Origin of the sequence: Streptomyces sp. SCUT-3 (assembly GCF_014083985.1) — a bacterium.
Taxonomy (GTDB): Bacteria; Actinomycetota; Actinomycetes; order Streptomycetales; family Streptomycetaceae; genus Streptomyces_H; species Streptomyces_H thermolineatus.
Genome location: NZ_CP046907.1, coordinates 1,034,950 through 1,046,615 on the forward strand (window position 1 = coordinate 1,034,950; position 11,666 = coordinate 1,046,615).

Here is an 11,666-nt window from a genome sequence, read left to right on the forward strand (position 1 = left end):
AGCAACGCCTCGCCCCCGACCGGAACACCGTCGTGGAGGAGACACGCTTCGCGTGGGACGGCAGCACCCTCGTCGAGCAGACCACCCACGTCCACGGCTCACCGCAGGTCCTGACCCTCACCTGGGAGCACGACGGATTCACGCCCCTGGCGCAGACCGAGAGCAAAACGCCGGCCGACGCCCACCAGGACGTCGTCGACCAGCGCTTCTTCGCCATCGTCACCGACCAGATCGGCACCCCCAGCGAACTCGTCGACGAAGCGGGCAACATCGCCTGGCGCACCCGCGCCACCCTGTGGGGGACCACCGGTTGGAACCAGGACGCCGACGCCTACACCCCACTGCGCTTCCCCGGCCAGTACTTCGACCCCGAAACCCGACTCCACCACAACTACTTCCGGCATTACGACCCCGAAACCGGCCGCTACCTCACCCTCGACCCCCTCGGTCTCGCCCCCGCCCCCAATCCGGCAACCTACGTCGACAACCCGCTCTCCCTGACCGACCCCCTCGGTCTCACGCCCTGCGACGAGAACGACGTCACCTGGGGCGGCCGAGTCCGGTACGGGGCGCCGGGCCCTGGTGGCAGGGCAACTTCCATGCACGCCACCATCGAGCCCGGCATGACGGGGGGAAGCACAAATCCGTCAGTGAACGTGCCGGGATACCAAAAGTACAAGAATCTCAACAAAACCCATCTTCTCGGTGCACAGATCGGAGGGTCGAACAAGGACCCAAGGAATTTTGTGACCATGCACCGGTTCGCGAACTCCCCGGTCATGCGCGCAATCGAGGACCAGATCAGGAAGGCGGTGGACGCCGGCGAGACGATCGAGTACAGCGTCATACCGATCTACGCGTCGAACAGGAGCAATGACGTGATCCCGCTCGGCCTCACCATCGAGGCCCACGGCAACAAGGGATTCCAATTCGTCCCGTACAAATCCGACGGCGGAGGCACCAACAGTGTCACCGTTCTGAACGTCCCCAAGAGAGTTCCATGACGGCGCGGCAACGGCACCGCACCGTCTTCGAAAAGATACACTTCCTCAGGATCTACTGAGCACCGATCCCGCAAAGGAACCTTTCATGAACGCTTCGGTGGCCCGACTGACCGAGATCCTTCCACCCCCCGCGACGCCGCAGCCCAAGGACTGGGAAGCCGTCGAAAGGGAACTCGGCACACCGCTGCCCTCCGACTACAAGCAACTTGTCGACACCTACGGCGGTGGAGTGTTCGACGAGACCATCTGGCTGCTCGAACCGGGATGCCCCGACGAGAACTACGACCTGCTGGCAGCCTCCAAAGAACGCGAGGAAGTCCTTGGAGAACTCTGGGGAACTGGAGAACCAAAGCCGGTCGAACTCCAGGAGGAAGGAGCCCGAGCACTTCCCTGGGGATACGGAGAGGGTGGCGGAGAATTTCTCTACTGGCTTGTCCGCCCCGGACAGGATCCTGACTCCTGGACCGTAATGATCAATGAAGGGCGCGGCCCGGAATGGGAACGCCACCCCATGTCGTGCACTCAGTTCCTGGTGTCCGTCCTGACCGGGGAGACAGACTCCGGAATCTTTTGCGAACTTCCCGTCGAAACCCATGGTTTCGACCGGAACGCCGACATCCTGTAGCTCCCGGCAACCTCGCGTCTTCAAACTCCCCCTGCCTCCGGCGCCGTCAACGGCTCTCGCCTCCGGGTCGACGGCGGCCGGCCGCAGGGCCCCTCCGGTCACGACCACTGACAGTTCCTGGCCCCGAGTCCGTGAAACCCGGCGGACGGCAAGCCGACCGGCGAAGTCCTCCTGCCGACGACGGGCCTCGGGAACGGCGTCGCCGGGCCGGCAACGCAAGACCGAACGGCACCACGGCCTCGTCCGTCCTCACCGGACCCGGCTCAACTCCTGCGGACCTCGCACGCCATGCAGTCGGTGGGCACGCCCCCTGTCACCGACAATGGTCACCGTGGACATCGAACTCGACCCGCCGAACGGCATCACTGGGTTCCCGCTGGGCATGCCGGCCGAAGCAGTCAAGGCATCAGCCGGACGACTGGGCGAACTCCGAGTCCACGACGAGGGTTCGGCCGACCAGTTCCGTTACATGAAAGTGACAGCCCTCCACAGCCAGTTCGAAATCGTCTTCCATCTGGAAGACGGCAAGACCCTCACCTCCGCCGAGGTGTGGATTCCCCGTCCTGGTCCTGAGGAGATCACCGTCCGCTTCCGCGGCATCGATGTCTTCCGCACACCCGCCCGGCAACTACTCGAACAACTGCGGGCAATGGGACTGACCGTCCTGGACGAGACCTACTACGCCTACGTGCCCAGGCTTTCCCTCGGCTTCACTCGCGTCGCAGGCCACGAGGTTCCACTGGACACCGACGGCGAACCCCTGTACTTCCAAGCCGTCCTGACCGGCCCGACCGGCTACTACGACTACAAGCTCACAGAGGACTGAGGTGACCGTTGAAGTCGCCCACACCCCGGCCAGCGGTTCCACTGATTCCAATGGTGGTTGCCGAGTCCGGTGATCGGACATGACAGGACGAGCCAGACCGCCGAGAGGCTGCGCCGGGGCGGCCGGGTACTGAGCCCTACGAGTGAAGACTCCCTTCGGAGCGCGAAGCTTCGGGTTCTCCCGGACGCGGGGGTGCAGTGTCCACCTCGGCCCAGACGGTCTTGTCCCAGGCGGGGCCGTGGTGCCAGCTCCAGCGGTCGGCGAGGGCCGCGACCAGGAGCAGGCCGCGGCCGGAGGTGGTCTCGGGGTCGGGTGGCTGCGGGGCGATCAGAGGGAGGCGGTCGGGGCGGGAGTCGGTCACCTCGACGCGGACCGTGCGGGGCGTGCGGACCAGACGCAGCCGGAAGTCCCGGTCGTGCATCCGGCCGTGGGTGACGGCGTTGGCGGCAAGTTCGGCGGTGATCGCGGCGACGGAGACGGAGGCCGGGGCGGTGTACGGCACGCCCCACCGTTCGAGCTGCTGCACGGCAAGGTAGCGGGCCAGGCGGGCCCCGCGGCGCGTCGAGCTCAGCCGGACTGCCGACTCCAGGACCGGCCCGGCCGCGTCGGGAGGGGCGGGTACAACGGGATGTGCAGGCACGGCGAAAGGCGCGTCCGAGGCAGCATCCGCCTGCTGGGCGGGGCCGTCGGGGGCCACAGGCACGGCGAGTGCGGATGTTTCCTCGGGGGCGGAGAGTTCCTGGTTCACACGGTGACCGTCTCGTCACGCACCGCTTCCGATCCAGGTCGCGCGGTCGTACGCGGGCGCGGTGTACGGGTGCGGTACGAGTGGCGGGCCGTGCTGGTACGGGCGGGTGCCTCGTTGGTCCCGGCGCAGAGACCGAACGGGGAAGGAGACGGGCCCATGGGGAACAGCCGCCCGAGGAAACGGGGCGCGGACGGGGAGTGGCCGGGCATCTGGTCCGGCTACGGCAAGCTGCTCAAACTCTCCCGGGAGCGTGCCGGGCTGACGCAGCAGGAGCTGGCGGAGGCGCTGGGCTACTCCTGCGAGCAGGTGGCCTCCGTGGAGCAGGGCCGCCGCCCGGCGAAGTCGGCGCTCACCGAGGCCGCCGAACGCGTCCTGGACGCCGGCGGGGCGCTGCGGGTCCTCCAGGACGAGGTGGACCTGGCCAAACTGCCCTCGTTCTTCCAGGACTTCGCCCTGATCGAGACCGAGGCCGTCAGCCGGTTCTCCTACGACCCGCTGCTCGTCCCCGGGCTGCTGCAGACCGAGGAGTACGCGCGGGCCCTGTTCGCGGGGCACTGCCCGCCCCTCGACGAGGAAGTCCTGGACCAGCACGTCGAGGCGAGGCTCCACCGGCAGAAGCTGCTGACGAGGACCCCGATCGCCGAACTGTGCTTCATCGTCGGCGAGTCGGCCCTGCTCAACCCGGTGGGCGGCGACGAGATCATGCGGGGCCAGCTCCGCCGGCTCCTCGACCGCGCCGCACAGCGCAACGTCGAGATCCAGGTCATGCCGGCCAACCGCGGCTTCCACCCCGGCCTGAACGGCCCGTTCGTCCTGTTGGAGACGTGGGAGCACCAGCACGTCGGGTACGTCGAGTCGCAGGAAGTCGGCGTTGTGGTCACCGATGCAGCACAGGTCAGTGCCTTCGGGCTCAGGTATGGGAAGCTGCGCTCGCAGGCTTTGAACGTCGAGGAGTCTGCGCGTCTCATCGAGCGTCTGGCGGGAGAAGCATGAGCACTGAGCAGGCTCTTGGGGAGCCCGGTGACCTGATCTGGTTCAAGAGCAGCCACAGCGGGTCGGGGGGCGGCGACTGCGTCGAGGTGGCTGTGGCGCCCGGCGCCGTCCACGTGCGCGACTCGAAGGACCGGCAGGGCCCGGCCCTGCGGTTCGGCGCCGACGAGTGGGCGGCGTTCGTCGCGTTCGCGAGGACGCGGCTCGACACGGAGGCGTGACGGGCGACGGCCGCGGGAAACCTGTTGTGCCGTGCCGCTTCCGACGGCAGCAGCACGGCACAACGTCCGCTCCGGGTCGATACAACCCAAGCCCCAGACAATCGAGTTGAACACTACGCTGGGGCGGTGACGAACAAGAGAACAGGTGGACGGTGGCTCGTCGCCGCCCTGGCCGCTTCCGCGGTACTCATTTCAGGGTGCACGGCCCCGGTCGACCCTGACGAGCTGCCCGGCGTGTACCGCAACGACGCGACCGGCAGCGAGATCCTGCTCGATTCCGACGGTACGTTCTCCGCCACCGACATATCGACGGACGAGTCCCCCGACCCCGTCGACTTCAGCGGCCGGTGGGAGTTCGTCGACAGCGAGACGTCCAGCGACTTCGTCCACCTGTCGGTCGATGACGGTGGACTCGGCAGTACCGTCGGCGTCCAGCTCTACCCGAACGGCCGGACGACGGTGGAGTTCCATTTCGATCCGGACGGGCCGCCGTCACTGGTTCTCACCAGGGTGGCCGCGCCGTAGACCCTGCGTTCCGGGGCCGTCCGCCCGGCCGTCAGCATCCCTTCCAGGCCGTTGCGTGGTCGTGCGGGTACGTGCGGCCGCAGAAGGACGGCGGGTGGGAGACCCAGGTGCTCCCGGACCAGTGCTGGGTGGAGATGTGCAGGTGGCAGCCGGACGACTGGCCCTTGTTGCCGGTGTATCCGACCAGCGTCGTCGTGCCGACCGTCTGCCCGACGTTCACGTTGATCGAGTCCATGTGCATGTACTTGAGGCGCCACTGCACACCGTTGACGTACTTGGTCATGGTGAGGCGGCCGATCGTGCGGTCGACGGTGGCGACCGTCATGCCGTCCCAGACGGGGTAGAGCCGCTTGTAGCACGGCGACCCCTTCAGGCCGAAGTCCAACCCGTAGTAGTCGCTGTAGTGCTCACCGTTGTGGTAGTCGACGTGCAGGCCCTCTCCGTACCACGAGCCGATGAGGGTCCACGATTCCGAGTAGTGCCACGGCGAGACACCGTTCGGGGACGGGGTGGAGCTGGAGTGCGCGGCGGCCGGAGAGCCCATGACGATGCACAGGACGAGGCCGGCGAGTGCACCTACGAGACGTAAGGCGGATCTTTTCACCGATTCGCTCCGTTTGTTTGCGTGAGCGACCTCCGGTCGGCCGCTTACGGGCGGCCGAAAGTAGCAGCCGGGCCGATGGCGCTCAATGATGTCGGCAGGGACCTGCCACAGCCGCACGGCGCCCTTGAGGTGGGACGCGCCGACGTGCGGGCCGGAACGCCGTCGAGCGCCCTCGCAGCACGCCCGGTCCGGCCCGGGAGCGGTGGAGGGGGCCAGTACAGGCCGCGAAGCAGTGCGATCTCGGTCATGTGGTGAATGACCCCGAGGTCGTCCCCCGTCGGCACGCTGACGAACGGATGGCTGGGACCGGGTCCGTAGAGGTACTGCGAGAAGGCGATCGTATCGAGTTGCTCGCCGGTGGCAACCTCTGCATACTAGCTCGCCGGGATCTCCGGGGCGCCTTGGTAGAGCCCTCGGCCACCCGGCTCGAACATCCTGGGTGTCGACACCTCGCCCCGGCACCGGATCGGCCAGCAGCCGGGTACTGACTCCCGCAGGTACTCCTCGCCGCTGAGCCCCACCGGCCGTATCCGGGCCATCCCCCTGGCGCAGTCGAGCTGGTCGAGCAGCCGGCCCGAACGGCCGGTCCACGCCTGCGGCACAGTTGAGCAGCGGCCGTTTCCGCTGGAATTCCCCAGCCGCCGGCGGAAAGTCCTATCGTCGGCGGTGCATGCCGTGAACGGACGGGACGTCAGGAGAGGGATTTCCGCATGGAGGCCAAAGAGACCCTGTTCGCCGACCTCGTGCAGGGACGGGCCCAGCAGTTTCAAGTACCCCTCTACCAGAGGACGTACTCCTGGACGGATAAGCAACTGGCCCAGTTGTGGGGCGACATCCTCGAGCAGGCCGAGCTCCTGGAGGCCGGGGACAGGGACAGCACACACTTCCTCGGCTCGGTCGTGCTGGCCCCCTCCCCGCAGAACGAGGTGACGTTCCCGCGGTGGCTCGTCGTCGACGGTCAGCAACGGCTGACCACGCTCTCCCTCGCCCTGGCCGCGATCCGCGACCACATCACCGACGGTCAGCCGGACGAGGCCGAGCGGATCAACGAGGAATATCTGATCAACAAGCGCAAGAACGGCAACGACCACTTCCGGCTGCTCCCGACCCAGGCCGACCGGGCCCAGTTCGCCGCGCACGTCCGCGGCACTCACGCGGAGCACGCCGCCGGGGGCGCCGTCTCCGCCGCCTACCGCTTCTTCCGGCGCAAGCTCGTCGAGGCCGCCGACCCGGCCGCTCCGCAGGACGTGTTCCGCATCGAGCAGGCGATCACCTCACGGCTCACGCTGGTGGCGGTCACCGCCAAGCGCGGCGACAACGTGCACCGCATCTTCGAGTCGCTGAACAACACCGGGCTCAAGCTCAGCCAGGCGGACCTACTGCGCAACTACCTGTTCATGCGGCTGGAGACCCGCAGTGAGCACGTCTACGAGACCTACTGGCTGCCCCTGCAGGACAGTCTGAGCAATGACGAGCTCGAACAGCTCATGTGGTTGCAGCTGGTGCTCGACGGGGACGACCGGGTCCGCCGCCAGGACCTCTACACCGCCCAGCAGCAGCGCTTCGAGCGCCGGGGGACGGGCGAGGCGGAGATCGAGGCGTACGTCAGGGAACTGCACCGCCGGTGCGCCCACTTCCGCAGGCTGATCCACCCCGGGTAGGAACCCGATCCGTCGGTCCGCGCCCACCTGCAGCGCCTGAACGGCTGGCAGGCCACGGTGACCCACCCCGCGCTGATGCTGCTGCTCGACCGGCGGGACCGCGGGGAGATCGACTCCTCCGACACGGCCCGCGCGATGTCGTACATCGAGAGCTTCCTGGTGCGCCGGACGATCTGCCGGATCCCGACGAACAACCTGAACCGGATCTTCCAGTCCGTGCCGGCGCAGCTCCCGGTCGGGGTGCCCGTCGCCGACGGCCTGCACCAACTCCTCTCCGCCGAGAACCGGTTCTGGCCCGACGACGACGAACTGCGCGAGAAGATCCGCACCGCCCCCTTTTACCACTACGGGCGCTGGGACCAGCGCAAACTGGTACTGCAACGGCTGGAGGAGAGCTACAGCCACCCTGAGCCGGTGGACTTCGCCGCCGCACGGCTGACCATCGAGCACGTGATGCCGCAGGCGGCCGGTGAGGAATGGCTGCGGATACTGGCCGAGGACGCAGCTGAAGGAGAGAGTGCGGAGGAACTGCACGCCCGGCTGCAGCACACCCTCGGGAACCTGACGCTCACCGCGGTGAACTCCGAACTGTCCAACCACCCGTTCGAGCGCAAGCAGGACCTGCTGCGCGGCAGCCGCCTGGAGATGAACCGCCGCATCGCCGCCGCCGAGCGCTGGGGCGCCAAGGAGATACTGGCCCGCGCGGACGAGCTCGCCGACCGGGCCGTCGAGCTGTGGCCGGCCCCGCTGCGCGGCGTCGGCCGCGCGGAGCGCAGCCGGGACTGGCACCTCGCCCACCAGGTCCTCGCCGCACTCCCCCACGGCACCTGGACGTCCTACGGCGACCTCGCCGCGTTCATCGGCTCCGGCGCCCAGGCCGTGGGCAACCACCTGGCCGGCACTCCCGGCGTGGTCAACGCGTACCGGGTACTCAACGCCGGCGGCCAAGTGTCCGACAAGTTCCGCTGGGCCTCCCCGGAGGAGGAGGGAGACGTCAAGGACCGTCTGGCCGCCGACGGGATCCGCTTCACCGACGGCGGGACAGCCGACCCCGCGCAGCGCCTCACCAGCGACGACCTCGTCCTCCTCCTCTCCGGCGCCGACGGGGCGGGTGAACAGCAGGGCGAGGACACCGGCCAGAACCTCGCAGAGGGCAAGGAGGAGGAGACGCGCGCCGAACGGTTCTTCCGGCAGCTCGCGGCGAACGACACCCCCGAGACCGTGGCCGCCGTGCGCTCACTCTTCGCCCACTGGGAGGAACTCGGCGGCTGGATCGGGCACGGAGCAGGCCGTGTCATCACCAGCGCGTTCCTCATGCTGGGGAACCAGGGCGGCCCGGGGAACGGCATCTGGCCGCTGACCCTCTACCCGGGCAGCGGACGCGGCGGCACGGCAGAAGTGGTGTTCCAGTACCTCGCCGCACGCGAGCCGTTCACCGACCGCGCGCTGCGCGCCGAACTCCTCGACCGCCTCAACCGGCTGGACGGCGTCGACATCCCGGAGGGCAAGCTGGAACTGCGCCCCAACATCCGGTTGTCGCTGCTGGAGCAGGGCCACAACCGCGAACTCCTGGCCGAGACGCTGGCCTGGTTCCGGGACCGATGGGAGAACCGGAACGCCTCCTGACACGCCGGTCCCGCCCCCCGCGTTCACGCGGGGCGCGAGGCGCTGGCTCAGGAACTGTGGAGCGGCCCCCCGGCCAGGCGGTGGATCCGGCACGGTCCGGTATTCACCACCAAATCCACAAGCCTCAGCCATGCGGTCGTAGACGTCGAGGATGAGGTCGGGACCTGTCCACCACTCGGGGGGGGCAGGTCCCAGCTTCCTCTGCTGCACTACTCGCGCCAACTGCACAACTGGAGTGGACGGTACCCATTGGCCGTCCTTCTGCAGCAGCAGTGGAGCGAGCTGTGGCACATCCGGAAATCGCGTGACAGAGTCCGGAAGCCGGTCAGAGTCCCCTCGTCACCACTCTCTGCGGCTCGCCGTTGACCGTTACCGCGGAGTCGGCCTTCATCACGCGCACGGACATGTCGATCGGTGCGGGGCGGGCGTTGGCCGTTTCGGCCGCCGAGAGGTGCCGGACGTTGGAGGAGCCGTCGGCGAACGGGCGGACGGTGTGCGCCAGAAGGCGGGTCAGCTCATCGTCGAGGCCGCGCTGCAGTGGGGTGCCGTCAGGGCCGAAGGAGTCGATCTCGCGCTCGGCAAGTACCACGCCGGTCTCCGCGTGGGTGGCGGTGAAGCGCAGGATGCCGCTCTCGTTGTAGCGGAACTTGATCTCGATCTTGTTCCGGCGGATGTCCTGCTCGCGGGTCGGGAGATTCACCTCGATGTTGGCCAGGGGGAAGGCACGGTCGCTGTCGGCCGGGTAGCCGACCTCGCCCTCGATCACTGGCACGCGCACGAGGGAAGCGCCCGGCGTGTCCGGGTAGAAGTTGGCCGAACCCTCCGCGGGGAGCGTGGCGTTGCGTCGGATGATGGCACGGAAGCCCTTCTGCCCGCCCGCGCTCACAGCCGTGCCCAGGTCATAGCTGGTCACCAGGGAGAAGTCGCTGTCGTCGCCGAGTTCGCCGTCGAGGGACGCCGCATAGATGGCCGCGCCTCGGGCGACGGCGGTCATGGGCCGGCACAGGCCGCTGTCGACAATGCGGTCGTGGCCGATGAGCTCGCCCAGGGCATGACGTACCTGGGGGATCTGCGAGGTGCCGCCGATCATCAGGACGGAGTCGATGGCGTCCGCGGTGATGGCCAGATCTTCCAGGGCCTGCTGGACCGGCTCCAGGGCGCGGGTGATGAGCGGGGTAATCGCCTCGGTGTACTCGGCCGCGGTGATCCTGACCTCACGCCTCGAAATCGAGGGGGCAAGGCCGACCGGGAGGTCGAAGAAGAGCGCGCCGTCCTTCGGCACGGAGGACAGGGCGATCTTCGTCAGCTCGACCGCCCGGCGCCACCGGCGTCGTTCAGCCTTGGTGAGCCGGTCCGGGGCCAAGCCGATCTTCTGCTGGATCAGCTGGGCCAGCGCATTGTCGAATTCCAGGCCCCCGAGAGTGGTGATACCGCGCGAGGTCTGCTCCTCGAAGAGGCCGTCGTCGTATTCGAGGACGGTGACGTCGATGGTGCCGCCGCCCCAGTCGAAGACGAGGAAACGACCGGGGATCGGGACGTCGTGGGCGTACGAGATCGCAGCCGCAGTGGGCTCGTTGAGCAGGGCCCGGACCCTCACTCCGCCGAGCATTGCCGCGGCACGGGTGCGGTAGCGGGCACCGCCCGTGGCCTTGGCGGGGACGGTGACGACCGCGTCGGAGAGGTCGAGCAGCTGAGCGGAGACGCCTTCCTTCATCCTGCTGAAGAGGGAGGCGGCCGCGACCGTGCTGTGGAATTTCTCCGAACCGACCCAGACGTGATGTTCCTCGAGCTGTGCTGCGATCTCGAGGCCGTCGATGTCACCGTCCTTCTCGGCACCGGAGCGGGTGCCGAGCATGCGCTTCACGGCGTCGAGCGGCTCACTGGTGCCGGTCTTCGCCTCCCAGCCGAAGCAGAGGGTGCGCTGGAGGTCGCGGACGGACAACACGGAGGGGAAGAGTTGATCGAACTCCGACATCTGCCACTGGGCGGGCACGTTGTCACCGTCGACTGGCAGCACTTCGGTGGTGTGCCCGTTCCAGTGGGCCACCACGGAGTTGCTGGTGCCGAAGTCGATACCGAAAGTCACCGCGTTTTCCTTCCCGCCATCCGACGGTCCCCGTTGCCTTCGAAGCGGGGATGCGCCCCGTCGTCTCGCCGCCCGTCGTCTCTGTGCTGCTGCTTCTCGGGTTCCTGACCCCGGTGGTGCTTCTTCCTCTTCTGCTGCGCGGGAGCCTCCTTCTCCGGCTGCTTCCTCTCAGCTTCGGCATGTGTTGCTCTACGCCTCTGCTGGCGTGTCATTTCCTTGGGTGAAACCTTGGCAACGGCCCGCAGCCATCCGCGTTCCACAAGCTTCCCGGACTCTGTGTCGACGTAGGCCGGCGCGACGATTTCATAGGTGACCGGACCTCTCTTCGTCACGCCGGGCTGGTCCTCCACGACGTTGAACAGCGACTGATCGCCGGCGTCGCCGACGATCTGCAGGCCGGCCTTCGCCGCCTCGTCGTCAAGGCGGGTCAGCACCACCTTCAAGGTCTTCGCGTCCAGCGCCTGCCGGTGCAGAACGGCCAACTGGGCCAGGTGCATCTGGCGTGTGCGGATACTCTCCAGCACACCCTTGCGCACTGCTTCGGTGAACTGGGGAAGCACTCGGCGCATCAGCTCGGTCCGGAAGGTGGAGACCAGATCGGTCTCGGTCTCCTTGTCGGCCAGAGCTGCGCCCAGTTTCTCCGTCGCCTCCTCCAACTCCTTCTCCACCACGGGCAGGAGCGTCTCGTTAACCGACTTCAGGATCGCGGCGGCGTCCAGAGTCCCCGGGGTGAACTCGGGCACGTGGCTT

Annotated in this window: 12 protein-coding genes; 8 read left to right on the top strand and 4 right to left on the bottom strand. The window is 67.9% G+C overall.

Features of this window, described 5'->3' with window-relative positions; translation table 11 throughout:
- Window positions 1-32 precede the first annotated feature (32 nt).
- The 3 genes from GQS52_RS27480 (at window position 33) to GQS52_RS04605 (ending at window position 2,455) form a co-directional block, all read left to right on the top strand.
- The gene (locus GQS52_RS27480; RefSeq protein WP_259371037.1) at window positions 33-1,004 is read left to right on the top strand and encodes an RHS repeat-associated core domain-containing protein; all 972 of its coding nucleotides are present in this window, start codon (window positions 33-35) and stop codon (window positions 1,002-1,004) included.
- Between the two features lie 85 nt (window positions 1,005-1,089).
- On the top strand, window positions 1,090-1,629 hold the full coding sequence (locus GQS52_RS04600) for an SMI1/KNR4 family protein (RefSeq protein WP_182311785.1): 540 nt from the start codon (window positions 1,090-1,092) through the stop codon (window positions 1,627-1,629).
- A gap of 322 nt (window positions 1,630-1,951) precedes the next feature.
- A complete protein-coding gene (locus GQS52_RS04605; RefSeq protein WP_259370577.1) occupies window positions 1,952-2,455 on the top strand; it encodes a hypothetical protein in 504 nt (167 codons plus the stop codon).
- Window positions 2,456-2,591: 136 nt separating this feature from the next.
- Here GQS52_RS04605 and GQS52_RS04610 read toward each other — a convergent pair whose 3' ends face one another.
- Window positions 2,592-3,095, bottom strand: a complete 504-nt coding sequence (locus GQS52_RS04610) for an ATP-binding protein (protein WP_259370578.1) — start codon at window positions 3,093-3,095, stop codon at window positions 2,592-2,594.
- Between the two features lie 264 nt (window positions 3,096-3,359).
- Here GQS52_RS04610 and GQS52_RS04615 point away from each other — a divergent pair, with 264 nt between their 5' ends.
- The 3 genes from GQS52_RS04615 (at window position 3,360) to GQS52_RS04625 (ending at window position 4,939) form a co-directional block, all read left to right on the top strand.
- Complete coding sequence (locus GQS52_RS04615; protein WP_182311787.1) at window positions 3,360-4,196, top strand: helix-turn-helix transcriptional regulator; 837 nt, start codon at window positions 3,360-3,362, stop codon at window positions 4,194-4,196.
- Window positions 4,193-4,414: a DUF397 domain-containing protein gene (locus GQS52_RS04620; RefSeq protein WP_182311788.1), complete on the top strand. Its 222-nt coding sequence runs from the start codon at window positions 4,193-4,195 to the stop codon at window positions 4,412-4,414. The genes GQS52_RS04615 and GQS52_RS04620 overlap by 4 nt, the downstream gene beginning before the upstream one ends.
- Before the next feature lie 126 nt (window positions 4,415-4,540).
- Window positions 4,541-4,939, top strand: a complete 399-nt coding sequence (locus tag GQS52_RS04625; protein ID WP_182311789.1) for a hypothetical protein — start codon at window positions 4,541-4,543, stop codon at window positions 4,937-4,939.
- Window positions 4,940-4,970: 31 nt separating this feature from the next.
- Here the strand turns inward: GQS52_RS04625 and GQS52_RS04630 are convergent, their stop codons facing one another.
- Complete coding sequence (locus GQS52_RS04630) at window positions 4,971-5,483, bottom strand: peptidoglycan DD-metalloendopeptidase family protein (RefSeq protein ID WP_182311790.1); 513 nt, start codon at window positions 5,481-5,483, stop codon at window positions 4,971-4,973.
- Between the two features lie 770 nt (window positions 5,484-6,253).
- Between GQS52_RS04630 and GQS52_RS27490 the strand changes: the two genes are divergently transcribed.
- Together GQS52_RS27490 and GQS52_RS27495 are read left to right on the top strand one after the other, a co-directional pair.
- Window positions 6,254-7,204, top strand: coding sequence for a DUF262 domain-containing protein (locus tag GQS52_RS27490; RefSeq protein ID WP_259370579.1), 951 nt, complete (start codon window positions 6,254-6,256; stop codon window positions 7,202-7,204).
- A gap of 57 nt (window positions 7,205-7,261) precedes the next feature.
- The gene (locus GQS52_RS27495; RefSeq protein WP_259370580.1) at window positions 7,262-8,830 is read left to right on the top strand and encodes a DUF1524 domain-containing protein; all 1,569 of its coding nucleotides are present in this window, start codon (window positions 7,262-7,264) and stop codon (window positions 8,828-8,830) included.
- Between the two features lie 325 nt (window positions 8,831-9,155).
- Here the strand turns inward: GQS52_RS27495 and GQS52_RS04640 are convergent, their stop codons facing one another.
- Together GQS52_RS04640 and GQS52_RS04645 are read right to left on the bottom strand one after the other, a co-directional pair.
- Window positions 9,156-10,916 (bottom strand): Hsp70 family protein, encoded by a 1,761-nt coding sequence (locus tag GQS52_RS04640; RefSeq protein WP_182311791.1) that lies wholly within the window; start codon window positions 10,914-10,916, stop codon window positions 9,156-9,158.
- A complete protein-coding gene (locus tag GQS52_RS04645) occupies window positions 10,913-11,659 on the bottom strand; it encodes a hypothetical protein (RefSeq protein WP_182311792.1) in 747 nt (248 codons plus the stop codon). The genes GQS52_RS04640 and GQS52_RS04645 overlap by 4 nt, the downstream gene beginning before the upstream one ends.
- Window positions 11,660-11,666 lie beyond the last annotated feature (7 nt).